Source organism: Guyparkeria halophila (genome assembly GCF_034479635.1).
In the GTDB taxonomy this organism is placed as follows: domain Bacteria; phylum Pseudomonadota; class Gammaproteobacteria; order Halothiobacillales; family Halothiobacillaceae; genus Guyparkeria; species Guyparkeria halophila.
Window position 1 is genome coordinate 1,814,279 of the sequence record NZ_CP140153.1, and the last position, 25,124, is coordinate 1,839,402.

The 25,124-nt window shown below is 66.8% G+C and carries 21 protein-coding genes and 1 tRNA gene; 7 read left to right on the plus strand and 15 right to left on the minus strand.

The window, feature by feature from the left end:
- Window positions 1-53: 53 nt before the first annotated feature.
- The 11 genes from SR882_RS08245 to leuS form a co-directional block, all read right to left on the minus strand.
- On the minus strand, window positions 54-902 hold the full coding sequence (locus SR882_RS08245) for a carbon-nitrogen hydrolase family protein (RefSeq protein WP_322520774.1): 849 nt from the start codon (window positions 900-902) through the stop codon (window positions 54-56).
- Window positions 899-4,900: a YhdP family phospholipid transporter gene (locus tag SR882_RS08250; protein WP_322520775.1), complete on the minus strand. Its 4,002-nt coding sequence runs from the start codon at window positions 4,898-4,900 to the stop codon at window positions 899-901. Before SR882_RS08250 ends, SR882_RS08245 begins: the two co-directional genes overlap by 4 nt.
- Before the next feature lie 21 nt (window positions 4,901-4,921).
- Entirely contained in the window at window positions 4,922-6,409 is a 1,488-nt protein-coding gene (gene rng / locus SR882_RS08255) for a ribonuclease G (protein ID WP_322520776.1), read from the minus strand.
- A gap of 16 nt (window positions 6,410-6,425) precedes the next feature.
- Window positions 6,426-7,106 (minus strand): Maf family protein, encoded by a 681-nt coding sequence (locus SR882_RS08260; protein ID WP_322520777.1) that lies wholly within the window; start codon window positions 7,104-7,106, stop codon window positions 6,426-6,428.
- A gap of 51 nt (window positions 7,107-7,157) precedes the next feature.
- Window positions 7,158-7,628 carry a 23S rRNA (pseudouridine(1915)-N(3))-methyltransferase RlmH gene (gene rlmH / locus SR882_RS08265; protein WP_322520778.1) on the minus strand — a complete coding sequence of 157 codons (471 nt, stop codon included), beginning with the start codon at window positions 7,626-7,628 and terminating at the stop codon, window positions 7,158-7,160.
- A gap of 6 nt (window positions 7,629-7,634) precedes the next feature.
- Window positions 7,635-8,048, minus strand: a complete 414-nt coding sequence (gene rsfS / locus SR882_RS08270; RefSeq protein ID WP_322520779.1) for a ribosome silencing factor — start codon at window positions 8,046-8,048, stop codon at window positions 7,635-7,637.
- Between the two features lie 114 nt (window positions 8,049-8,162).
- A complete protein-coding gene (gene nadD / locus SR882_RS08275; RefSeq protein ID WP_322520780.1) occupies window positions 8,163-8,780 on the minus strand; it encodes a nicotinate-nucleotide adenylyltransferase in 618 nt (205 codons plus the stop codon).
- Window positions 8,781-8,936: 156 nt separating this feature from the next.
- Window positions 8,937-10,205 (minus strand): glutamate-5-semialdehyde dehydrogenase, encoded by a 1,269-nt coding sequence (locus SR882_RS08280; protein ID WP_322520781.1) that lies wholly within the window; start codon window positions 10,203-10,205, stop codon window positions 8,937-8,939.
- An 86-nt stretch (window positions 10,206-10,291) separates the two neighbouring features.
- On the minus strand, window positions 10,292-11,317 hold the full coding sequence (gene holA / locus SR882_RS08285) for a DNA polymerase III subunit delta (protein ID WP_322520782.1): 1,026 nt from the start codon (window positions 11,315-11,317) through the stop codon (window positions 10,292-10,294).
- A 6-nt stretch (window positions 11,318-11,323) separates the two neighbouring features.
- Window positions 11,324-11,890 (minus strand): LPS-assembly lipoprotein LptE, encoded by a 567-nt coding sequence (locus SR882_RS08290; RefSeq protein ID WP_322520783.1) that lies wholly within the window; start codon window positions 11,888-11,890, stop codon window positions 11,324-11,326.
- Between the two features lie 20 nt (window positions 11,891-11,910).
- On the minus strand, window positions 11,911-14,385 hold the full coding sequence (gene leuS / locus SR882_RS08295; RefSeq protein WP_322520784.1) for a leucine--tRNA ligase: 2,475 nt from the start codon (window positions 14,383-14,385) through the stop codon (window positions 11,911-11,913).
- A gap of 547 nt (window positions 14,386-14,932) precedes the next feature.
- On the opposite strand from leuS, the gene SR882_RS08300 reads away from it, so the two are divergent.
- Window positions 14,933-15,442, plus strand: coding sequence for a zinc ribbon-containing protein (locus tag SR882_RS08300; protein ID WP_322520785.1), 510 nt, complete (start codon window positions 14,933-14,935; stop codon window positions 15,440-15,442).
- A gap of 31 nt (window positions 15,443-15,473) precedes the next feature.
- Here the strand turns inward: SR882_RS08300 and SR882_RS08305 are convergent, their stop codons facing one another.
- The gene (locus SR882_RS08305; protein WP_322520786.1) at window positions 15,474-16,136 is read right to left on the minus strand and encodes a hypothetical protein; all 663 of its coding nucleotides are present in this window, start codon (window positions 16,134-16,136) and stop codon (window positions 15,474-15,476) included.
- Between the two features lie 174 nt (window positions 16,137-16,310).
- Window positions 16,311-16,802 carry a CIA30 family protein gene (locus SR882_RS08310; protein ID WP_322520787.1) on the minus strand — a complete coding sequence of 164 codons (492 nt, stop codon included), beginning with the start codon at window positions 16,800-16,802 and terminating at the stop codon, window positions 16,311-16,313.
- A 68-nt stretch (window positions 16,803-16,870) separates the two neighbouring features.
- Between SR882_RS08310 and SR882_RS08315 the strand changes: the two genes are divergently transcribed.
- Window positions 16,871-17,365: a hypothetical protein gene (locus SR882_RS08315; protein ID WP_322520788.1), complete on the plus strand. Its 495-nt coding sequence runs from the start codon at window positions 16,871-16,873 to the stop codon at window positions 17,363-17,365.
- A gap of 93 nt (window positions 17,366-17,458) precedes the next feature.
- On the opposite strand, the gene SR882_RS08320 is transcribed toward SR882_RS08315, so the two are convergent.
- Window positions 17,459-17,534, minus strand: a tRNA-Ala gene (locus SR882_RS08320).
- A 236-nt stretch (window positions 17,535-17,770) separates the two neighbouring features.
- Here SR882_RS08320 and SR882_RS08325 point away from each other — a divergent pair.
- A complete protein-coding gene (locus SR882_RS08325; RefSeq protein ID WP_322520789.1) occupies window positions 17,771-18,268 on the plus strand; it encodes a low molecular weight protein-tyrosine-phosphatase in 498 nt (165 codons plus the stop codon).
- 113 nt (window positions 18,269-18,381) lie between these two features.
- On the opposite strand, the gene SR882_RS08330 is transcribed toward SR882_RS08325, so the two are convergent.
- A complete protein-coding gene (locus SR882_RS08330) occupies window positions 18,382-21,273 on the minus strand; it encodes an Rne/Rng family ribonuclease (protein ID WP_322520790.1) in 2,892 nt (963 codons plus the stop codon).
- Between the two features lie 503 nt (window positions 21,274-21,776).
- On the opposite strand from SR882_RS08330, the gene SR882_RS08335 reads away from it, so the two are divergent.
- The 4 genes from SR882_RS08335 (at window position 21,777) to clpS (ending at window position 25,092) form a co-directional block, all read left to right on the plus strand.
- Entirely contained in the window at window positions 21,777-22,844 is a 1,068-nt protein-coding gene (locus SR882_RS08335; RefSeq protein ID WP_322520791.1) for an RluA family pseudouridine synthase, read from the plus strand.
- Between the two features lie 8 nt (window positions 22,845-22,852).
- Entirely contained in the window at window positions 22,853-23,572 is a 720-nt protein-coding gene (locus SR882_RS08340) for an HAD-IA family hydrolase (protein WP_322520792.1), read from the plus strand.
- Window positions 23,573-23,635: 63 nt separating this feature from the next.
- Window positions 23,636-24,703 carry a S49 family peptidase gene (locus tag SR882_RS08345; RefSeq protein ID WP_322520793.1) on the plus strand — a complete coding sequence of 356 codons (1,068 nt, stop codon included), beginning with the start codon at window positions 23,636-23,638 and terminating at the stop codon, window positions 24,701-24,703.
- 20 nt (window positions 24,704-24,723) lie between these two features.
- Window positions 24,724-25,092, plus strand: coding sequence for an ATP-dependent Clp protease adapter ClpS (clpS, locus tag SR882_RS08350; protein WP_322520794.1), 369 nt, complete (start codon window positions 24,724-24,726; stop codon window positions 25,090-25,092).
- The last annotated feature ends 32 nt before the right edge of the window (window positions 25,093-25,124 follow it).

Consider the following 25,124-nt stretch of genomic DNA (forward strand, 5'->3'; position numbering starts at 1 on the left):
AGTGGGACATGGTAAAGGCCAAGCGTGATTTGCGCCATGGGCGCAGGAGCAAGTCAGCCGCCGCTGGCAAAGAGGTCCGGTCGGTGCAATCGTCGCACGGGAAAACGTTCCCGCAGCCCGCTGAGCCAGGGGTAGTCCAGCCGGGCGCATCGAACGCAATCGACAGCGTCGCCGGCATCTTCCAGCACCCGCCCCCACGGGTCGACGATCAGGCTGTGGCCGTAGGTTTCGCGACCGTCGGCGTGGTGGCCGATCTGCGCGGGGGCGACCACCCAGGCGCTGTTCTCGATGGCTCGCGCCCTCAGCAGCACGTGCCAGTGCGCCTCGCCGGTCGGACGGGTGAATGCCGAGGGAAGGCAGAACCAGTCCGCACCCGCCTGGGCCAGATGAGCGAACAGCTCCGGGAAGCGCAGATCGAAGCAGGTCGCCAGGCCTAGCCGCCCGGCCGGCGTGTCGACGACCACCGACCGATCCCCGGCGACAAAGGTGTTCGATTCGCGATAGCTCTCGCCATTGGGCAGCACCACGTCGAACAGGTGAATCTTGTCGTAGTGCTCGACCACCTCGCCCTGGGCATCGATCACCAGGGTTCGCGCCGCGACCCGATCGCTGTCCGCCGGGTCGTCGGGGACAAACGGCAGGGTGCCGGCCACCAGCCAGACACGCCCCTGGGCTGCCCATGCCGACAGATCCCGCACCGCCCGCGGCGTGTCGGTCGCGGCCATCGCGATCAGCTCGCGCGGGTCGGACGGCATCGCGAGCAGGTTTTCCGGCAAGACCACCACGCTGGCGCCATCGTCCGCCGCCTGCGCGATCAATCGCCCGACGACGGGCCGATTGTCGTTCCAGTTGGCTCGGCCATTGATTTGCACGACGGCGACGGCCGGCTGCGGTTCGCTCATGGTGTGCCCCCTCGCGTGACCTCGGGCTGTTCGAACGTTCCCCCGATATGGTAGGTGACCGATGGCTCCGGGGCCTCGTCCAGCTGCCGGAAGGTTTCCTGCAGGGCCAGCACGGCCCCGCCGACCAGCGGACCACCGGCAACCGTGCCGATCAGCGGCAGGAGCATGCCGAAATCGGCATAGATCCGTGCCGTCAGGTCGAGGCGTCGATCGACCAGCTGCAGCTCGCCGTCGATCAGGGCGTTCAACGACGGGTTGGTCAATTCGAGCGGATCGACGATCAAGCGTCCCCGGTCCATGCGCCACTGCCCGGCCAGCGAGTCGAAATAAAGGCCTTCGCGGGTGACGTCGCGAAAATCCAGGCGCAAGCGGTCGGCGAGCGCCCCGAGACTCATCAAGCCGACCAATCGACCCGCACCCGGGTCGATACCCTTGAGCTGCCCCTCGGTGATGAGAAAGCGGCCATTGCCGGCCGCCCGCCCGGCATCGAAGCTGGTCGGGCTGCCCGGCCAGGCGATGGTGAGCTGCCCCTCGTCGACGTCACCACCCTGGATGGGTGATTCGCCGCTGATGGCCGCGATCGCCGCGCCCAGATCATCACCGTCCATGGCCAACGAAAGTCGGGTGCGCTGCCCCTGCGGGGCCTCACTGACCCCATCCTCGATCCGACCACTTCCCGAGACGCTCAGGCTCGGCGCCGGCTGCCAGGCGACCCGGTCGATCCGGTAATGGTTGTCCTCCGGCAGCGCCTCCACACTCAAGCGGCCCAGTTTCAGCTCGTTGACCGTCAACGCATCGACGGCCAGGCTGGTCACCGGCAGCGCAGCCAGGTCCCAGGCCTGCGGCGCGGGCCGCTGGGCGTCGTCGGAGTTCGGCTCGCGGTGCAGCCACAGCCGATCAAAACGCCCTTCCAGCCGGTCAGCGGCCGCGCCGGCACCGGCCGTGAACCGCAATTCACCGCGGTTCTCCTCGCCGGAGACACCCAGCCACCAGCCGTCGTCCCGGCTCGACCAGCCGGCCGTGACTCCATTGAGCCAGCCGTCTCCCAGGCTCAACCGGTCGATACGGGCATCCACCCACCATTGATCCCCCCGGTCGGCTCCCCCGCCCTGGGCAGCGGCACGGGGGGCGACGGCCGTCCACCAGTCCAGCCAGGGATCGAGCGCCAGCTCCGCAAGCGTCAGGCCCACTCGATGATCCGCCGAGCCCCCCTCGCCGGCGGGATCCGTGTCCAGTGAACGATTGCCCAACCGCGTGCGCGTGAGCGCACCATTCGGGTCAAAGCCCAGCTCGGCACGCCAGGTCTGCGTCCCCTCCAGACGAGCGCTCAGGGCGCGCAGCCCCCCGCTGCGCACGTCGAGGTCGATCGTCAGCGGCCAGCTGATAGGCGCGGGCTTTTCCAGCGGTGCCGGGAGTCGGCTGCGCCAGCCGATCAGGCCACTTTCCACCCGGATCCCCACCCCGCCCTCACCATGAGGGATGTCGACGCGCACGCCGACGTCCGTCTCGCCCTCGAGGCTGTCGATCAGCGCCCCCGCGACCGGCGTCTGGCCGGTCGGACCCAGCACCGTCGAGAGCCCCGCCGGCGTGAAGCGGGTATTGGCCTGGATCCGGGTGGCGGCCCGATCGGCAAGCGGATCGACCCGTGCACGGAACGACTCGCCCAGGAAACGTCCCGACAGCGCCTCGGCGCTAAAGCGCGTGTCCGTGAAGCGCAGCGGACCGGAGACGTCCTCGAATACGAAACGACCGTCGGCAACCGACAGCCGATGACCGGCAAACCGGTAGCCGCCGGATACCGACGGCGGCGGCGACCCCGACGTCAGGCCGATCAGCACATCCAGCGTGAACGGCCCCTCGCCACGCCCCGAGAAGCCGGCCAGCGCCCCGGCGTCGATCAGCGGGGTCTGCCCGAGCCCATCGAGGAGCGCGTCGATCGCCACCGGCCGGTCGACCGCGATCTGCAGCTTGGGTTGATCGAGGTCGAAGATGCTCACACGCGAATCGCCGACCGGCACCGGCCCGACCCGACCCTGCTCGACATCGACGTGGTACTGCTTGTTGACGAAGGCCATGCTGCCGCTGGCGTCGCTCAACGCCGGCCAGCCCGGTTGATAGGGCAAGGTCACGTCGTGGTAGTCGAACACGATCGAGAAGTAGCCGCCGCCGTCCGTGAACGGCGCGCGAGCCGGATCGCCATGGAAGATGAAGTGCCCCTCGTCGATGCGTCCCTGGGCGCCTTCACCCTCGAGCGCGGCATCCAACCAGTCAAGCGTCCGCGGACCGATCACGTGGCGCGGCAGATAGCCCGGCCCGCGGCGCGTGTCAGCAACGGCAAAACCGCTGTCGATCCCGAGGTACCCCGACTGGTCACCCGACTGATCACTCCGGCCTTGCCGGTAGAAGAAACGCCCGGCCACGTCGAGCCCGGGCGAGGCCAACACCAGATTGGGGCTGTAAAGCGAGAGCCCCGCGGATTGATCCTCCGCCTCGGCCGCACCGACCTGATCGAACCAGTAGAGGTCGCCGCGCACCCGGTCGATGCTCACCGGCTCGCGGAACATGCCCGGAACGGCAAGAACGAGATCCTGCTGGTCGATACGCGCGAGCCAGCCGCCAGGCTGACGGTAGAGGATCAGATCCGCGCCGCCCCGCCCCGCGCGGGTGCCGATGACCGGCCGCAGCGGCACGCCGGTGGTGTTGCCAAAGCCGCGCAGATCGAGAAAGCCCTCGACCAGTTCGCCCTGGGTGAAGTGCAAGCGCACGTCGCGTGCCTGACCGCGCGGGACATTCTGGTCGAGCAACTCGAGAAAATCGGTCGGCAGGGGCGCCGCGGCCAGCCACACGGCAAGGTGGCCAAGATCGGCATGATCGGTGGAAAAAAAGAGCTCATCGCCGATCGCGCGCATGCGCACGAACTCGGTGGGCAACGGCTCCTCGCGCGCCGGGCGGACCTTCACGTCCTCGGCATCGAGATGCCATCCCTCGGCATCGCGCCCCCAGGCGAGCGTCGCCGACACCCGATCCAGTGCGGCCTGACTGGCATCATCCTCGCCTAGCAAGTGCTCGCGGGTGACGGCGAGATTGCGCACGTCCGCCTGCACCGTGAGCTCGGTCAGCCGCGTCTGCTCCCAGTCAAGCCATAACTGGCCGTCGAGGCGACCGGAGTCGATGCGCGGCATGCCGACCTCACAGCGGGCGGGATTGCCGTCCCCGGGACAGCCGCCCAGCGTGCGCCGCACGGTCGGGCCGCCGTAGCGGTCCAGACGCCGCTGCACCTGGGGCAGGTTCCACTCGCTCACCTGCAGGAAGAGCGACACCCGGCTCTCCTCGCCGAAGCGCCCCTCGCCGGCAAACCGCATGGGCTCGTCACTGATGCCGGCAAGACGGGCATCCCCCGACCCTCGCCACTGATCGCGATCAAGCTCGGCGGCCAGGCTGAAGGTCAACCGATCGCCACGACCACTCGGATCGCGGAATTCAACCACCGCGTCCCGCACCGACAGGTGCCCCAGGCGCGCCAACTGATCTTCCACCTCGGCCCAGGAGACCCGCTGGGCGGTCACGCCGGCACGCCCCTCGAGGGAAAGATCGGCCACCGACCAGCCCTCGTGATCGCGGATCAGGGTAAAGCGGGGGGCATCGAGCGTGATCTTGTCCGCGACCAGTCGCCATTCGACCAGGCTGCGCCACCAGGAGAGCCCCAGGCTCAAGGCGTCGGCGCGCGGACCGGCATCGATGCGCACGTCGCGGAAGACCACCTGTGGCTGGTAGCCCCGCCAGCGCAGGTCCAGGCTGCCGAAACGCACCGGCACGTCGAGCGTCTCGCTGACGACGGCCTCGAAGTCGGGCTGGTAGCGCTCCACCCAGGGCAGGAGCGCGCGGGAGACGGCACTCAGGGCGGCAACCAGCACCAGCAGCACGGCAGCCGTCATCAGCAGGCGACGAAAGGCCTGCCGGAGACGTCGTTCGCGTTTTGCGCTGCTCTCAGTGTTCACCGGCCTCTCCCGCGTGCCCGATCACATCAGAACGATATCGTACTGCTCCGGCAGGTAATGCAGGTCAATCTGGAGCTTGAGGGGCACGCCGATGAACTCCTGCAATTCGGCCAGCGAGGTGGAATCCTCCTCGCGCAAGCGGTCGATCACCGAGGCGCTGGCGATCACCAGCATCGACTTGGGTTGGTACTGGCGGGCATCCCGGGTGACTTCGCGGAAGATCTCGTAGCAGACCGTCTCGGCGGTCTTGACCGAGCCGCGCCCGGCGCAGACCGGGCAGGTCTCGCAAAGCACGTGCTCGAGCGATTCGCGGGTGCGCTTTCTGGTCATCTCCACCAGGCCCAGCGTGGAGACATCGCAGACCTTGGTGCGGGCGTGGTCGCGCTCGAGCGCACGGTTGAGCGCCTGGTGCACCTGGACGCGGTGCTCGGGCTCGGCCATGTCGATGAAGTCGATGATGATGATCCCGCCGAGGTTGCGCAGGCGCAGCTGGCGCGCGATCGACGCGGCCGCCTCGAGGTTGGTCTTGAAGATGGTCTCCTCGAGCGTCTTGTGGCCGACGAAGGCGCCGGTGTTGACGTCGATGGTGGTCATCGCCTCGGTCTGGTCGATGACGATGTAGCCGCCGGACTTGAGCGCCACGCGCTTCTCCAGCGCGCGCTGGATCTCTTCCTCGATGTTGTGCAGCTCGAAGATCGGACGCTCGCCCGGGTAGTGCTCGACGATCGGCAGGATGTCCGGGACCATCTCCTCGGCGAAGGCGATGGCGCGGTGGTAGGTCTCGCGCGAGTCGATACGGATCTTCTCGACAAACTGGCCCAGCGTGTCGCGCAGCGTGCGCAGCGCCAGCGGCAGGTCCTCGTAGACCAGCCCCGGGTCGGTCATCTGTTGCCGACGCTCGGCGAGATTGCTCCACAACCGGCGCAGGAAACGGTAGTCGTGGCGGAGCTGCTCTTCCTCGACCCCCTCGGCGGCCGTGCGCAGGATCAGCCCGCCAACGCCCTCGAGCGCCCCCTCCTCCTCGACGATCAGCTCGGCCAGGCCGGTCTTGAGACGATCGCGTTCGGTCTTGTCCTCGATGCGGCTGGAAACACCGATATTGCGGCCGTTGGGCACGTAGACGAGGTAACGCGACGGTATTGTGATCTCGGTGGTCAGCCGCGCGCCCTTGGTGCCGATCGGGTCCTTGATCACCTGCACCAGGAGGTTCTGGCCGGTACGCAGCAGCGTCTCGATCGACGGCGTCGCCGATTCGAGTTCGGTTGCGGTCTCGGCCGCCAGGCTCAGCTCCACATCCGAGACATGCAGAAACGCGGCGCGCTCCTCGCCGATGTCGATGAAGGCCGCCTCCATGCCCGGCAGCACGCGGGTCACACGACCACGGTAGATGTTGCCCACCATCCCGCGCGAGCGTGAGCGCTCGATGTTGATCTCCTGGAGCACCCCGTTCTCGACCATCGCGATGCGGGTCTCCTGCGGGGTGATGTTGATCAGGACTTCTTCGCTCATGACTCAATTCTCGTTGTTATTCCGTGTCGCTCGGGTCCATGTCGCCGCGATCCATGTCGCCCCGTTCCATGTCACCGCGACCCATCCAGGCCGGCCGGATGCCAAACATCGCCAGCAGGCGGCACGTGGCCGACAAGGGCAACCCGATGACCGCACTGCAATCGCCGTCGATCGCCTCGACGAAGCCGCCGGCCCGACCCTGCAGACCATAGCCGCCCGCCTTGTCCAGCGGCTCCCCGGTCGCTACGTAGGCCCGGATCGTCTCGGGCGACAGCCGGGCGAATCGCAGCCGGGATTCGACCACGGCCTCGCGCTGGACCTGACCAGTCCCGACGGCCACCGCGGTGATCACCCGATGCCACTGTCCACTCAAGGTGGCGAGCATGGCCTCGGCGTCGGCCGCGTCAACGGGCTTGCCCATCGGTCGTCCGTCCGGCCCCGCGACCAGGGTATCGGCGGCCAGCAACACGGCGCCGGCCGGTAGCGATGAGGCTGCCAGCGCGGCCTCGAGCTTCGCCTGCGCAAGCCGAAGGACGGCCCAATCGGGCCTTTCGCCCGGCAGCAGCGACTCGTCCACCTCGCCGGACGGACGTGCCCGACCGGCAATGAGGAAACCGGCCTGTTCGAGCAGTTCCCGCCGGCGCGGCGAGCCGCTGGCCAGCCACAAGGCGGGACGCGAGTCGGAATCAGGTGTCATCGTTTCATTCTAACGATTCGACCCGATCCGTGGGGATCGCGTTCCCGCTCGTCACTCGCGGTGATAGGGGTGATTCTGGTGCAGTGACCAGGCACGGTAGAGCTGTTCGGCCACCAGCACGCGCACCAGCGGGTGCGGCAAGGTCAGTGCCGAGAGCCGCCAGGTCTCGTCGGCGCGCTGCCGCAGGGATTTCGCCACGCCGTCCGGCCCGCCGATGACCAGGGCAACGTCGCGCCCCTCGACCAGCCAATCGCCCAACGAGGCCGCCCATTGGCGAGTGTCGTGGTCGCGGCCGCGCTCGTCGAACAGGATGACGCGCGCGCCGCTCGGAATGGCGCGCTCGATGCGCTCCGCCTCCATCGTCTTGACGCGATCGATGTCGGCATTCTTGCCACGCGGAGCGGACGGGATTTCGGTCAGGCGTACCGGACAGCCCGCGGGCAATCGCTTGAGGTAGGTCCGCGTGCCCTCTTGGGCCCAGTCGGGCAACTTGTGCCCGACACTGATCAGCTCGATCCGCACCCCGACTTAGGAATTGGGGGCGGACGTATCGGCGGCCGGCGCCGACCAGAGCTTTTCCAGCTGATACAGCGCGCGGGTCTCGGGCATCATCAGGTGGACGATCACGTCGATGAAGTCGACCAGTACCCACTCGGTCTGCGGCGTGTCATCGCCCTCGACGTTCATCGGGCGCATGCCCTTCTCCTTGAGGGCCTTGACCACTTCCTGCGCCATCGCCTTGAGGTGGCGATCGGAGGTGCCGGAGGCAAACACCATGTAATCGGTGAAATTGCAGCGCTCGCGCACGTCGAGTGTCACGAGGTCGACGGCCTTGATGCCCTCGAGCGCCTCGACGGCATGCTTGAGGATCTCGTCGGCCGGCATCGCCGCGGTCTGGTCGACGGGCTCGGTGCGGGTGGATGGCGGTTGATTCGCGCTCATGAAGGAAACCTGTTGCATGGCGGCACCGGGCCACCAATGGAGTTGAAACGAAATGAAATCGGGGTGAAATCAGCGTTAAAAACGGGGCAATGGTCGACCCAACCGGGGATGCGGTCAACCACGGCTGAAATGACGGACCACCGGCTCGGGCACCAGGTAGCGCAGTGATCGGCCCTGATCGATGAACCCGCGCAAGGTGGTCGCCGAGATATCCAGGCGGGTAATGGCCACCGGCACGATCCGCCCGACCGGCGCATCGGCCGACGCATGGGCCAGCATGGCCGGATCGACTCGGCGCTCGGCCAGCCACTCGGCGGCCTTTCCCTCGGCCTGTGAACCCGGCCGGGTCGCGACCGCGATGTGCGCGAGATCAAGAATGCGTTCGACCTCGTGCCAGCCCGGCAGACCATTGAAGGCATCCATGCCCATCATCAGCACCAGCGGCTCGCCCGGAAACTCGGCGGCGAATTCGGCCAGCGTGTCGGCGGTGTAGGACGGCCCGACCCGTCGATGCTCGCGGTCATCGAGCACGAACCGCGGTTCATCGGCAATCGAACGGGCCACCAGGTCCAGTCGCGTGGTCGGGTCGAGCAGTGGCTCGCCCCGATGGGGCGGGATCGCCGCCGGCACCAGGTGAACCCGGGACAGACCCAGCGTCTCGGCCACCTCGGTCGCCAGACGCAGGTGACCGATGTGGACCGGGTCAAAGGTGCCGCCGAAGATGCCAATCATGATCCGCTCCTCAGACCTGCTGCGCGGCTCGATTGCGGCGTCGCGTGCTCGTTCGCTTCTCGCCTATCGACCGGATATGTCTCATCGCTCACTCCGCGGCTCCTTGCACTCAAGCCGCTCGCGACGGCCTGAGAAGCGGATCCATTACCAGTCTGATCAGTGACGCGTCTCGCCGTTGCCCAGCACGATGAACTTCTGCGAGGTCAGCCCCTCGAGCCCGACCGGGCCGCGGGCGTGGATCTTGTCGGTGGAGATGCCGATCTCCGCCCCCAGGCCGTATTCCATGCCGTCGGCAAAGCGGGTCGAGGCATTGACCATCACCGAGGCCGAGTCGACCTCGCGCAAAAAGCGCCGCGCACGGGTGTAGTTCTCGGTCACGATGCTGTCGGTGTGGTGCGACCCAAAGGTCTCGATGTGCTCGATCGCGGCATCCAGCCCGTCGACCACGGCCACGGCGAGGATCGGGCCGAGGTACTCCTCGCCCCAGTCCGCCTCGGTTGCCACGGTCATCGAGGGCACGATGGAACGGGCGCGCTCGCAACCGCGCAGCTCCACATCCAGCTCGTCGAAGCGCTTGGCCAGATCCGGCAGCACGGCCTCGGCCACCGCCTGGTCGACCAGCAGCGTCTCCATCGCGTTGCAGACGCCGTAGCGATGGGTCTTGGCGTTGACCGCGATCGCCTTGGCCTTGTCCAGATCCGCATCCGGATCGATGTAGACGTGGCAGACGCCATCGAGGTGCTTGATCACCGGCATGCGCGCCTCGCGGGAAACCAGTGCCACCAGGCCCTTGCCGCCACGCGGGATGATGACGTCGATCGCCTCGGGGCTGTGCAGCATGGCCGTGACCGCCTCGCGGTCAGTGGTCCCGACGATCTGCACGGTCTCGGTCGGCAGGCCGGCGGCCTCGAGCCCATCGCGGATGCAGGCGGCCAGCGCCTGGTTGCTGTGGATCGCCTCCGAACCGCCGCGCAGGATGGTGGCGTTACCCGACTTGAGGCACAGGGCGGCGGCATCGATGGTCACGTTGGGACGCGACTCGTAGATGATGCCGATCACGCCCAGCGGCACGCGCATGCGCCCGACCTGGATGCCCGAGGGACGGAATACCGTGTCGGTGATCTCGCCGACCGGGTCCGGCAGCGCGGCGATCTGGCGCACGCCCTCGGCCATCTTCTGGATGCCGGCGGCATCGAAGGCCAGCCGGTCGATCATCGCCTCGTCCAGCCCATTGGCACGCCCCGCCTCGAGGTCCTTTTTATTGGCCTCGATCAGCGTGCCGGTGTGCTCGACCAGCTGATCGGCGATCGCGAGCAGCGCCGAGTTCTTCGCGTTGGTGTCGACACGGGAGAGCGCCCGCGCCGCCCGCCGGGCCGCCTGGCCCATCGCCTGGATGGTTTCGGTGACGTTGTTCTCGTTGGCCATCGTCAAGAGTCTCCTGATCATTGCCGGGGCCGGCAGTGCCCGCCCGTCATCGTTGTCTGTCGTGTGGAGTGGCCGGGTCGTCGGGGTCAGCGCCCCGGCCGGCTGGCATGCAGCATCACCTGGTCGAGCAGCGCCCAGACGCGGGCGCCGCCGTCGGCGGCATTGCAGCCCTCGCCCAGCCCCTTGATGCAGCGATCGACCTCCGCGCAACCGGCCAGCAGGCGCTGCCAGTTACCCGGCGGCAACATGCGGGCGCGGGCCTGGTAGCGCCGGGCGAGAAAGGCCGGGATCCGGGTCTTCTTGAACCCGGCCTGGTCGTTGCCCGCCAGCGCCACCAGTGCCCGCAGGTCACGGGCGATCACCCAGAGGATCAGCAGCGGCTCGGTGCCCTCGGCGCGCAGGCGCGAGAGCAGGTACAGGCCACGCTCACGGTCGGCATCAAGCACCGCATCGCTCAATGCGAAGGTATCGACTCGTGACTGGTTGGCCAAGCCCTGGGCGACGCGGGCGGCATCCACCGGCCCCTCGAGGTCCATCAAGGCCAGTTTCTCGATCTCCTGGGCGGCGGCAAGCAGGTTTCCCTCCACGCGCCCGGCGATCAGCTCGGCCGCGTCCCGCTCGAGGCGCACGCCCTGCGCCGCGGCCCGCCGGGTGATCCAGACCGGCAGCTGCGCCAGCGGCACGTCGTTGAACCGCACCGCGAGCCCCGCGCCGGCCAGCGCCTTGAACCAGGCGCTTTTCTGCAACTGGTTGTCCAGGCGCGGCAGGCTCACGATCCAGACATCCGACTCACCGCCACCCTTGACCCGCTCGGCCAGCGTGCTCAGCGCCTTCGAGCCGACCCGTCCCGGCTTGCCACCCGGGATGCGCAAGTCGATGATCCGCTGGCTGGCGAACAGCGACAGGCTCGCGCCCTGGCTTTCCAGCGCGCCCCAGTCAAACTTGCCATCCACCTCGAAGCGCAGTCGCTCCTCGCAACCGGCCTCGCGGGCCTTGGCGACGATCGCATCCCGCGCCTCCTGGACCAGCAACGGCTGATCGCCGCCGATGACATAGAGGGATTCCAGGCCCCGGGCGAGACGCTGCTCGAATTCCTGCGGCTTGGCGAGCACGAGGGCTCAGCGACCGTCGCCGGGCGCGATCAGGGTGTCCGGGTCGATCGGCGCGAGCAGGCGGTAGAACAGCAGTTGCCCCACCAGTTCGCCCAGCTCGCGACGAATCTGCCCCTCGTTGCTCGACGAGGCGATCACACCCCTCGGATCGTAGTTGTAGTTGCGCGCCTGGCTGATCTTGCGACTGGGCGTACGCGCGCCATCGGGCAGCTCGATGTGATAACGCAGTTCGTGCAGCAACTCGTACTGGCGCACATTGGCGCTCGGATCGACCACCGAGGCACGCTCCTCGACCGAATCGCTCTCGACCACCAGTCGGGCCGTGGCGTCACGCCGGTCGTCGACCAGCACCGCCTTCGACTTGTCGATCTCGGCCGCCAGCGTGCGATAGACCGGGCTGGATTTCGACAGCCCCGAGACATGCACCCGCTCGAAGGTCGGGTCGACCTCGGCCACGCCACGCAACTGGTAGCCGCAGCCCGAGGTGACCAGCGTGGTCGCCGCCAACGCCATGGCCAGCCCCATGAAAAAGGCACGGGAAACGGCACGCATGCCGATGTGCGAGCGGGTCATCCTAGCCCGGGTCGTATCCATTACTTCGCCACCACGATATTGACCAGTTTGTTGGGGACCACGATCACACGCTTGATCTCGCCCTCATTGGTAAAGCGCTGCACGTCCTCGTTCTCCAGCGCCTGCGCCTCGATGGCCGCCTTGTCGGCGCTAGCCGGCACGTTGATCTTCGCGCGCAGCTTGCCATTGACCTGCACGACCATCTCGATCTCGTCGCGCACCAGGGCCGCCTCGTCCTGGGTCGGCCAGGCCGCATCGGCAATGGTGCCCTGCCCGCCGACTTCATGCCAGAGCGCATGGGTGATGTGCGGCACGATCGGCGCGAGCATGCGCAGCATGTCCTGGATGGTAGCCGCGACGACGGCCTGACCCACCGCATCGCTCGCCTCGAAACGGGCCAGCTCGTTGAACAGCTCCATGTTCGCCGCGATTACGGTGTTGAAGGTCTGGCGCTTGTCGATGTCGTCGGTGACCCGGCCGATGGTCTCGTGGAGCTTGCGGTACAGGTCCTTGGCCGCGCCATCGGCATCGGCCAGTTCGTCGGCCGATTCGATGCGACGGGTCAGGTCGATGCCGGCGCTCTTGCGCTCGGCCACCTGCCGCCACAGCCGCTTGAGGAAGCGGTGCGCGCCCTCGACGCCCGAGTCCGACCACTCCAGGCCCTGATCGGGCGGTGCGGCGAACATCATGAACAGGCGCACGGTGTCGGCGCCGTATTCCTCGATCAACTCTTGCGGGTCGACCGTGTTGCCCTTGGACTTGCTCATCTTCGCGCCGTCCTTGTTCACCATGCCCTGGGTGAGCAGGCGGGTGAACGGCTCGGCGCAGTCGGCCGGGATCAGGCCCTCGTCGCGCATCAGCTTGTGGAAGAAGCGCGCGTACAAGAGATGCAGCACGGCATGCTCGATGCCGCCCACGTACTGGTCGACCGGCAGCCAGTAGCCCGCCCGGTCGTCGAGCATCGCCTCATCCGAATCGGCACTGGCGAAACGCGCGTAGTACCAGCTCGACTCGAAGAAGGTGTCGAAGGTATCGGTCTCGCGCTCGGCCGCTCGGCCGCACTCGGGACAGGTGGTATCGATGAAGTCACGATCCGACTTGATCGGCGAGCCCGGACCATCCATCACCACGTCGGTGGGCAGCACCACCGGCAGATCCGTGTCGGGCACCGGCACCGGCCCGCAGTGCTCGCAGTTGATGATCGGGATCGGGCAACCCCAGTAGCGCTGGCGCGAGACGCCCCAGTCGCGCAGGCGGTAGTTGATGGTCTCCTGGCCCTGCCCGACCTCGGACAGTTTCGCGACGATCTTGTCGAAGGCCGCCTCGCTGGAAAGCCCGGTGAAATCGCCGGAGTCGATCAGAGTGCCCTTTTCCGTCATCGCCCCTGCGGCGTAGTCGTGATCAGGCTCACTGCCTTCGATCACCGGCTTGATGGCGAGATCGTGTTTGTGGGCAAACTCCCAGTCGCGTTCGTCGTGGGCGGGCACGGACATCACCGCGCCGGTGCCGTATTCCATCAGGACGAAGTTCGCCACCCAGACCGGCACCGACTCGCCGGTCAGCGGGTGCGTGGCGGTCACGCCTAGCGACAGGCCCTTCTTTTCCATGGTCGCCATGTCGGCCTCGGCGACCTTGGTATGACGGCACTCCTCGCGGAACGCAGCGACTTTTTCATCCTTCTCGGCGGCAGCCACAGCCAGCGGGTGATCGGCGGCCACGGCCAGGTAGGTCACGCCGAACAGGGTATCCGGGCGGGTGGTGAACACGGTTAGCGGTTCGCCGCCCTCGACGGCAAAGTCGAGCTGCACCCCGCGCGAGCGGCCGATCCAGTTGGCCTGCATGGTGCGCACCTGCTCGGGCCACTGCTCGAGCTTGTCCAGATCCTCGAGCAGCTGGTCGGCGTAGTCGGTGATGCGGATGAACCACTGCGGGATCTCGCGGCGCTCGACCGACGCGCCGGAGCGCCAGCCGCAGCCGTCGATCACCTGCTCGTTGGCGAGCACGGTCTGATCGACCGGATCCCAGTTGACCACCGCGGTCTTCTTGTAGGCCAGGCCCTTCTTCACCAGGCGGGTGAACAGCCACTGCTCCCAGCGGTAGTAGTCCGGGTCGCAGGTCGCCAGCTCGCGGTTCCAGTCGTAGGAAAAGCCCAGGCGCTGGAGCTGGCCACGCATGTAGTCGATGTTCTCGAAGGTCCAGCGCGCCGGGGCCGCCTTGTTCTTCAGCGCGGCGTTCTCCGCCGGCAGGCCGAAGGCGTCCCAGCCCATCGGCTGGAGGACGTTCTTGCCCAGCATGCGCTGGTAGCGGCTGATCACATCCCCGATGGTGTAGTTGCGCACGTGCCCCATGTGCAGGCGACCGGAAGGGTACGGGAACATCGACAGGCAGTAGAACTTCTCGCGGGTGGGATCTTCGCGGACGTGAAACGCCTGCGTCTTTTCCCAGAAGCGTTGCGCCTCGTCCTCGATCTTCGCGGGGTTGTATTGCTCGTGCATGTGGGACTGTTTCTACCTTGGTTTTGAGCGTCTGCCCGGGCGACGGGACCGCGATCCCCGGGAACACGTTGCGTTCGTGACCGAACTTCGGCCACGATGAAGTGAACGAATTCAATGGCAGCGCCCCCGGCGCGGCGTCGGGGCTCTCCACGACAGCGCTACCGGGGGCTGAATAGGGAAGATCTGCTCGAATCCGATGCCACTCTGGCTTGGCGAGTCGTTCGTGATCAAGACGCGGTGTCGCCGGCGTGCCGGTGGCCACGTCAAGACATCGCAACGCGGAGCACGGGCGACTCGCCAAGCCCCGCAGGGCGAGCCTTGAGCAGGGCATCTGCTGCGTTGTCGTCCTTGGAAAGGGAATCGCCCTTCCACGGCGGACGAGCGCCTTGCATCTGCCCGGCTCAAGGCACGCAGAGCGGTATCGGATTCGTGCAGACCTTCCCTAGCGCACTAGAATACCGAAAGGAGCCCCCCCCTGCACGACTCGGCAAGCATGACGCCGACCCGGGCGTGGCCCATCCAGCCGGCAAGACGGAGACCAGAGCGAATGACCCACAACCAGCACGAGCACAGCGAGACCTTTGATGCCCTGCGACACGGCTACTACCAGTTGCTCGAAAGGATCTATGCCCGCCTGCTCGACGAACCCGAGAACCGCCCCGCCGACCGGGCTCGCATCGCTCAGCTGGCCGAGGAGGAAGCGGCCGGGCTCGACACGCCCGATTTCCGCCACGAGATCGTCGAGGCGGTAAAAGACGACCTGGAACACACCCGCGAAAGCCTCGCCTCCGAGGGGGAGAGCATCCGTGACACCCTGCGTGACTGGGCCGGCGACATCGGCGCCAAACTGCTGTCGATTGCCGATCACACCGACGTGACCCTCGAGCAGATCCGCAACGAGGCGGAGCGCACCCGCCCGCGCGAGTGGGTGGCCGGCCACGCCACCAGCCCGAAGCGGCTCAAGTGCACCAGCTGCGGCGAGATCCTGCACCACGAGACCTTCGGCCCGGTGCCGAGCTGCCCCAACTGTGGCGGCAAGTCCTTCCGTCGCGCCTGACCACTACCCCGCCTGGGCCCCGCAATGGGGCTCAGCGTCGGCTGAACAACCGCGGGTTGGCGTCAAGAAACGCCGCGATCCACTGCTCGAGAAACGATTTCCCCGCCGCCACCCTGAGATAGCCGTAACCCAGCACGGTAATCACCGCGGCCCCGACCGTATCGACCACCAGATCCATCATCGTGTCCGTCAACCCCGACGGGTCGTCGAGCATCGCTTTCTGCATGTTGGTGCCCACGATCTGGTCCATGGCGAACTCGAATATTTCCCAGAGCGCCCCCACCCCGACGGCGAACATGAAAGCGAAAAACGCCACGAACCCGGGGGTCATGTGAAACCGAAGGTTCTTCTTCTCGTTCAGGATGTAGACCAGCAGGAAACCGAAGATCCCGAGCAGGAACCCGGAAGCCGTGTGCAGCACCAGATCCCACCACCAGAAACGGGTGTAGTAACCCTGCACTTCGCCCAGAAACAACGAGGCGAAGATGAACCCCGTGGCCAGCAGCTTGAACTCCGAGGGGATGAACACCTCGAAGCGCTTGAACATCAGCACCGGCGCCACGGTCAGCAGCAGGATGAGGACCGTCATGGCAGCGATCAGCCAAAGGCCTTCCCAGAGGGCAAAGGCCAGTTCGGCCAGCATGATCACCTGGATGATCAACGTGACGCGTTGGTGGATTCGTCGTCGCTGCATACGCTCCTTGGGACGTTATGACCGATCAGGCCGACGGAGCGATTCGATCCACCGATCCCGCACACCAGGCACCGTCACGATTGGAATCAAAGCCGTTTTCGGGCACGCAGGGGCGCCAATCGAACACACCCCGACGGTGGGGAGCGGCGAGGCGGCACCCGGATAAACCCCGCCTCACGCCGCCTGGATCGAGGCAATCTCGAGCCAAAACGGCCCGGCGCGACGATCCGCCAGCAGGAAGCCCAACCGATCGATCCGCTCGGGCGACAAGCGTGGCGCCTCGGGCACCGCATGTCCTCGTCGTACTGCCTCGAACGCCCGCCAAGCCAGGCGGACATCCAGCCATTGACCGGCAATCGTGTCGAACCCTGCCGCATAGGAAACCCCGGGTGCCGTCTCGTCCATACCGACCCGGCATTGATAGCGCCGGCCGTCGCCACGAACCCGAATGGCCATCCCGCCGCTGTCCGCCAGCACGCCCGGAGATACCGCTCGCCGCACGGAGGCAAACCCGCCACCATGCTCGAGCGACAGCTCGCCGCTGAACACGCCGTTCCCGGCGTCGAAATGAAACGCACCGGCAGACACGCCGCCCATCACCCCATCGTTGACGGCATGCCAGTGAGCCGATTCGGCAGGATCGAGGAAACTTGTCGTGGATGTCATTGGACTAACCTAGATCACCGATGGAACAGCCGCACACCGATCCGAACGGAAAAACGAGGAGGTGCACCATGCCGAGAACAACCGTTGCCTTGAGTCTCGCCCTGGCACTGCCACTGATCACACAGACCGCCTGGGCGGTCGATGACGAGCCGTGGAAGAAGCCCGGCTGGGAACCGATCACCGAACAGGAACGCCAACCGGCCAGCCCCGACGAGGTAGCAAGCAGCGCCGTCGACGTCCGTGAGCATGAGGGGATCCGTTACCTCACCGGTGGCCTGGGTGCCGGTGAGCGCGCCTGGCTCGAGCAGCACGGATCGTCCTATCCGGTGGCCCTGCAGTTCTCGAAGGGCGATCGTGGCGCGTTCGTCTCGTCGGTGGACGTGACCATCCGGGCCACCGACAGCGAGGCACGATTCGAGGCCACGACGGACGGGCCGATGATCTACATCGACCTGCCGCCGGGCCGTTACAATGCCTCGGCCAACTATCAGGGACACGACCGCGATTTCAGCCTGCAGGTTCCCGCCAGTGGTCAGACCCGCCACTCGGTCAATTTCCCCTGAGATTCCCGCCCCATGGCCGGCCCATGGGCGGCAAGTCAAGCCAAACGAAAAAATCCCGGGCCGCTGCCGCGAACCCGGGATTTTTCTGATATTTGGTGGAGCCAGGCGGGATCGAACCGCCGACCTCCTGCGTGCCACGCAGGCGCTCTCCCAGCTGAGCTATGGCCCCTCGTACCTGAGGAATGCGCGCATTGTACCGGCACAACGGAGCCTGTCAACACCCTGTCACCCGGATTTGCGCGGATCACGACAAGCCCCTGAATCCTCGTCGAGGCGAACGCAGAGGATCAGGGAAATGCCGCCCACGCCGAGCAAGGCGTCGGGATTTTGGTTACATTACGGCCAATCGATCGGGCAGCCCATTTCACCTGCCCGCCCCACCCCTTCTAACCGACGAGGTATCACATGACGTCGAGCAACACCCCGAGCGTCTTGTTCGTTTGCATGGGCAATATCTGCCGCTCGCCTACTGCCCACGCCGTGTTCGAGCGACTGGTCGAGCAGGCCGAGCTGGCCGAGCGCATCCGGATCGATTCGGCGGGCACCCACGCGTTCCACGTCGGCAACCCGCCAGACGAGCGCGCCATGCGTGCCGCGATCGCTCGCCAATATCGCATGGACCACCTGACCGCCCGTCAGGTCACTGCCGAGGACATCGCCGAACACGACTACGTGCTCGCCATGGATCTGGCCAACCTCGAGATCCTGCAGTCCCTCGCTGACGAGGCACTGCGTGAAAAGCCGCAGCTGTTCATGAGCTACGCCCCGGACTACGGCCTCGATGAGGTGCCGGATCCGTATTACGGCGGAGGCAACGGCTTCGAGCAGGTGCTCGACATGGTCGAGGCGGCCGCGGGCAACCTGCTCGAGGACGTCCGCCGCCGTCACCTGAATCAGACCTGACACGCCCCTCGCCGCGCCGCACGCGCTCCTCCCACTCGAGCAGGAGGGCGCCGCAAAAGAAAACGCCCCGCATCAAGCGGGGCGTTCTTGTTTCCGAGGCGACGACGAGTCGATCAGCGCTCGCGCTTTTCCTCGTCGCTCGACGAGGCGCCATCGGTCGGCTGCTCGGCCATCCCGGCCTCTTGGGCCTCTTGGGCCTTGGGCGTCTTGGCCTCGGCCACCGAGCTTTCCTCGCCTTGATCGGGCGCGGATTCCGCCTGCGTGGCCTCGGCGCCCTGGGACGGCTCGGCCGGCTTGGGCTCGGCCTTTGCCTCCGCAACGTCTGCCGATGAGGCCGGCTCGGCAGCCGCAGTCGGCTTGGCTTCGGCTTCAACCGACTCCTCGCGAGAGGGAGTCGACTCGGCGGCCTTCGGTGCCTCGACCGGGGTATCCGCTTGTGCCGGCGGCGTTTCCGAAACCGTTTCGTTGGCCATTTCCGGGGCCTTCGCTTCCGGCTGGCTCGCGGTGCCCGCGTCGGTCACGTTCTCGGCAGCCACGGCGGAGCCTGCATTGCTGGGCTCGGACTTGGATGCAGCGGCCTTGGCGGTCGCAGCGTCACTCGCCTTGACCAACCGATCGCTGGCCTCCAGTCGAACGGCGGCGTTGGGCGGCAATTCCTCGGCCACGCCCTTCTTCTTCGCGACGTCCAGCGGCAGGCTCTTGCCTTCGCTGATCGGGGCGGCCAGTTGCTGCTCGACCATCTGCCGTTCGCGCTCGCCCAGCGGCGGCGGGGTCCGCGGCTCGCTCTTCGGGCCACGGTCACCGCGACCCTTGTTACCGGAGCCACCCGAGCCACCCGGGCCACCCGGGCCACCCGGGCCACCACGGCCGGACTGGCCACCGTCCTTCTTGCGCTGGCCGTCGGTCGGCGGCTTGCCGCGGGTCGGCTCGGCCTTGGCCTCGGCCGGCTGCTGCTCGTTCTTCTGCTCGTTCTTCTGGCCAGTGTCCTGCGGCGCCGCGTTGCCACCGTTGCCGCGACGACCGCGACCGCGACGACGTCGGTTACCCGACTTGCCCTTGCCCTGACCCTTGTCCTTGTCCTGGGAGTCGTCACGGGCGGCAGACTTGGGCTTCTCGCCCCCTTGATCGCCGGACTGGCGGCGACCGCCGCCCTTGCGACCGGAGCGATCACCGGCTTTCTCGCTGCCCTTGCCAGCGCCCTTGCCCTTGTCCTTGTCCTTCCGTGAACCGGCCTCGGCTCCTTCGTCCTCGTCGGCACGGCTGCCGAAGAGCTGACCCACGACGCGACGCAGCAGGGAAACCGCCCCGTTCGCGATCGGGCGCGGCGGTGCACTTTCAGCAGCCGGGGTGGCCGCGGCAGCCGGCGCGGGCTCGGCCGCCTTTGCCGGCTTTTCCGCGGCCGGCTGGGCCGCCCGTGGAATGGTCTGGACCGCGGCCTTCTCGGCCTGGCGATGACGCGGCTCCGGCGACGGGGTCTCGACGGTCAGCGGCTCGATCATCTGCTGCACGTCGCGAGCGCGCGCCTCGTTGTCGTCGGCACGCACACGCTCGATTTCGTAGTGCGGCGTCTCGAGGTTGATGTTCGGGATCAGCAGCAGGTCGACGTTGTTCGACTGCTCGATCTCGTTGATCTGGTCACGCTTCTCGTTGAGGAGATAGGTGGCTACATCGATCGGCACCTGCGCGATCACGCGACCGGTGTTGTCCTTCATCGCCTCGTCGACCAGCAGGCGCAGGATGGCGAGCGACAGCGACTCGACCGAGCGGATCACGCCCTGGCCGTTGCAGCGCGGGCACATGTGCTGGCTGGATTCCTCCAGCGAGGCACGCAGGCGCTGGCGCGACATCTCCAGCAGGCCGAAGCGCGAAATGCGGCTGGTCTGCACGCGGGCGCGGTCGTACTTGAGCGAATCGCGCAGGCGGTTTTCCACCTCGCGCTGGTGCTTGGAAGAGCCCATGTCGATGAAATCGATCACGATCAAGCCGCCCAGATCCCGCAGCCGCAGCTGACGTGCGATCTCCTCGGCCGCCTCCAGGTTGGTGTTGAAGGCGGTGTCCTCGATGTCCTGGCCCTTGGTGTTGCGCCCGGAGTTGATGTCGACCGCGGTCATCGCCTCGGCGACGTCGAACACCAGCTCGCCACCCGAGGGCAGCGTGACGTTGCGCTGGTAGGCAGACTCGATCTGCGCCTCGATCTGATAGCGCGAGAACAGCGGGGTCGGGTCGTCGTAGAGCTTGATCTTCTCGGCGACCTTGGGCGTGACCATCTGGACGAAATCCATCGCCTGCTGGTAGATGGTCGGCTCGTCGATCAGGATCTCGCCGATGTCGTTGCGCATGTAGTCGCGCAGCGCCCGGATGATGAGATTGCTTTCCTGGTAGATCAGGAAGGGGGCCTGCCGGCTCTCGGCCGCCTCGTGGATCGCGCTCCAGACCTGGACGAGATAGTCGAGGTCCCACTGGAGTTCCTCGACGTCGCGACCGACACCGGCGGTGCGCACGATCAGGCCCATGCCCGCCGGCACGTTCAGCTGTGCCAGCGCGGCCTTGATCTCGGCGCGGTCATCGCCTTCGATGCGGCGCGAGACACCGCCGGCCTTGGGGTTGTTGGGCATGACCACCAGGTAGCGCCCGGCCAGGCTGACCAGCGTGGTCAGGGCCGCGCCCTTGTTGCCACGCTCTTCCTTTTCAACCTGGACGATCAGTTCCTGACCTTCCTTGAGCGCGTCCTTGATGATCGGACGACCCTTGTCGTCGACCGCCTTGGGGTCGAAATACTCGGGCGAGATCTCCTTGAAGGGCAGAAACCCGTGGCGATTGGCGCCGTAATTGACGAACACGGCCTCGAGGCTGGGCTCGATGCGCGTGATGGTGGCCTTGTAGATGTTGGCCTTCTTTTGCTCCCGGGACGGGGTCTCTATGTCAATGTCATAGAGGCGTTGCCCGTCTACGAGCGCAACGCGGATCTCCTCGGAGTGCGTTGCGTTGATCAGCATTCGTTTCATGGAAAAAATCTCGACGTTTCTGCACGAGTCGCGGCAGGCAACGGGCCGCGCGCGACAGGTGACTTGACTTCAGAGGGACGTCCCGACGCGCGCCCAAAGCCATTCCCACCAGACGTCGTGGCGCGCGACAACGCGACCACGACGTCTGCCGTCCGATCGCCACCAGGCGATACAGGACGGAGAGCGGCAGGAAGAGGAACCGGGAAAGGCGCATTGAGTACAGGACGTAAAACCGTTGATCGTTCTGGAAAACTGTGTGCGGGCGGCAACCCGAGGCGGGTCGTGCCCGTCGAGACCAGGCCAAGGATGTTGGCAGGGCCACGACGTCGGCAAGCGGGGTGGTCTGGCGCATGGCGCCGGCTTAACAAAAAAACCCGAGCGCTCGCTGGCTGCCGCGGGTGGTCGGCACATGCCGCACCACCTGACTTTCGCCACAGTGCGCTGATACTATCACAACCCCGCCAGCGCACGGTCTCAATTGCGCCGCCAGCAAACCCGAGCCGATGACAGCCCAGAATCACCAAGATCACCCGACTGCCTCCGCCCCGACGGCCACCGATCGCCCGCGTGTCCGACACGAGACCGTCGACGCGCGCAGCGACGGTCAGCGCCTCGACAACTTCCTGTTGCGCGAGCTGGGCGCCCAACACGACAAGCAGCCGCGGGCGCTGGTCTACCGCTTGATCCGCAAGGGCCAGGTGCGGGTGAACAAGAAGCGCGCCAAGCCGATGCAGCGCCTCCGCGACGGCGACATCGTGCGCATCCCGCCGGTCCGCGACCTGCGTGGAGACCCCGACACGGCACGCCCCGCCGCCCGGATTCCCGCCGGCTGGCTCGAGCGAGTCGACACCCTGGTTCGCCACGAGGACGAGGCGCTACTGGTGATCGACAAGCCGGCCGGGCTCGCCGCGCACGCCGGCAGTGGCTTCGATTTCGGCCTGATCGAACTGTTGCGCGCCGCGCGCCCGACCAACGACATGCTGGAACTGGCCCACCGCATCGACCGGGAAACCAGCGGTCTGATCGTGGTGGCCAAGTCACGCGCGACGCTGCTCGACCTCCAGGAGCAATTCCGCCCCGAGGGCGTGGCAAAAAAACGCTACCTGGCCCTTTGTCACGGTCACTGGCGTGACGCGCACCAGACCATCACCGCCCCGCTGCGCAAGGACCAGGGCGATGGCCGGGCCCACCGGGTGGTGGTCGATCCTCGGGCGGGCAAGTCCGCCCGCACCGATTTCGAACGCCTTGGCATCAGCCATCGCGGACCGGCGCTCAGCCTGATGGCGGCCACCCTGCATACCGGGCGCACGCATCAGATTCGCGTGCACTGCCGGCACGCGGGCCACCCCATCGTCGGTGACAGCAAGTACGGCGACCGCACCCTGGACCGGCCCCTCTCCCTTAACCAGGCACGCCGCCGGCCCGAGCTGATGCTGCATGCCTATCGACTCACCCTGACCCACCCGACCCACGGCGGCCGGCTGACCATCACCAGCAACCCGCCGGATACCTGGCAGCCACTGCTGGACGCGGCCGGGCTAACCTTGAAAAACCACCAACCACCCCGATAACCGCCGTCATGACCGACATCAGCAGACTCCTCAACCGCCCGGAACACCTGGCCATCCCGCCACGACTGGTCGTGTTCGACTGGGACGGCACGCTGGCCGACTCCACCGGGCGGATCGTCACCGCCTTCCAGGAGGCGCTGACCTCGGTGGACCACCCGCCGCTACCCGACGAGTCGATTCGCGGCATCATCGGACTCTCGCTGGCCAATGCGATTGCCGAACTTTTCCCCGAGGGGGAAGGGCACTTCCGCGAGGCGCTGGCCCAGGCCTACCACCGCTGCTACTTCGCCAACGAGGAGCCGGTGGCGCTCTACCCCGAAGCCGAAGCATTGCTCAAGGCGCTGGCGGAAACCGGCTGCCTGATCGCCGTGGCCACCGGCAAGTCGCGCCGTGGACTGGATCGCGCCCTTGCGCAGACGGGAACAGCGGACTACTTTCACCACACGCTCACCGCGGAAGAGACCCGTTCGAAGCCGCACCCGGAAATGCTCGAGGGTATTCTCGATTTCACCGGCAGCCAGCCGACCGAAACCTGGATGGTGGGCGATACCGACTTCGACCTCCTGATGGCGCGCAATGCCGGCACCCACGCGATCGGCATTACCCATGGCGCGCACCCACGCGAGCGACTCGCCGCGGCCCGTCCGGACTGGCTGATCGAACGGCTCGCCCAGCTGCACGACGGGGCATGGCAGCCGACGGAACCCAACCAGCGCGCGGCCGTCTGACAGGTCGTTCGTCGAACACGCCGCCGCACGCCGGAGGCCGCACCACACCGGACCGAGATCACCATGAGCCAGAACACCCCGCCAGACGACGTGCGCATTGAACCGCCCGGTGGCCCCGACTATCACCCCGGCGAACCCACCGGCGAGGAAAAACGACCACGGCGCGAGAAGACCGAGGCCTCCCCCGACTGGGCCCGCGACGCCCTGCTCGACATGGCGCGCCACGGGTTGGTCGAGCAACGTCGGACGCGACGCTGGAAGGTATTCTTCCGCTTTGTCTCCGTCGCGCTGGTGGTCTGGTCGCTGACCCTGATCACCCTGCTGTTCACCGCCGGCGATCGTAGCGCCCCGGGCCTTGCCAAGCCCGCCGCCGCGGTAATCGACATCAGCGGCCTGATTGCCGCGGGCGAGACCACCGAGGCCCGGCGCGTGATCCCGCAGCTGGAAAAGGCGTTCAAGCAAGAGAATGTCAAAGGCATCGTGCTGCGCCTGAACACGCCCGGTGGCAGCCCGGTCCAGTCCAGCGCGATCTTCAATGCCATCCGCGAGCTCAAGCAGGAATACCCGGACAAGCCGGTGTACGCGGTGGCCGAGGACATGGCGGCCTCGGGCGGCTACTTCATCGCCGCGGCGGCCGACGAGATCTATGCCAACCCCTCCTCGATCGTCGGATCGATCGGCGTGCGCATGGACAGCTTCGGTTTCGTCGATGCGATGGAGAAGCTCGGCATCGAGCGGCGCCTGCTCACCGCCGGCGAGAACAAGGCGATCGGCGACCCGTTCAGCCCCACGGATCCCCAGGAAACCGAATACCTCAAGGGCGTGCTCGGCGAGATCCACGAACAGTTCATCGCGGCGGTGAAGACCGGCCGCGGCGACCGACTGGACGACGACGAGGCAATCTTTTCCGGGCTCTTCTACACCGGCGAGACCGCGTTGGAGAAAGGCTTGATCGACGGCCTCGACAGCGTCCGCGGCGTGATCCGCGACCGCATCGGCGTCGAGCACCAGATCGACCTCACCCCGCGCAGCAATCGGCTCGAGAAACTGCTGGGTGCGACGGCCGAGGAATTCGGCTCGGCCCTGACCGGCATCAAGAGCGAGCCGGCGCGACCGATGATGCTGCCCTGAGCTCGGGTTAGACTGTGGGCATGACTGAGACTCGCCAGACCCGCATACCGTTTACTGCCGGCATCACCGCCGGCCCGCAGACCACCTACCGCCCACTCGAGACCGAGGAAGCCTCGGAGCAGGCGGTCAGTGACGAGCCCCCGATGTACCGGGTGCTCTTGTTGAACGACGACTTCACCCCCATGGATTTCGTGGTGCAGATCCTGATGCAACTGTTCGGCCTGACCTTCGATCAGGCCAACGCCGTCATGCTGGAAGTGCACCATTATGGGCGCGGGGTCTGCGGCGAATTCACCCGCGAGATCGCCGAGACGCGCGTCAGTCAGGTGAACCAGATTGCGCGTGAACACGAATACCCGTTGATGTGCGTGATGGAACGCGCCGAATAAGGTCGTCGAAACTGGAAATTCCTCACCCCGTT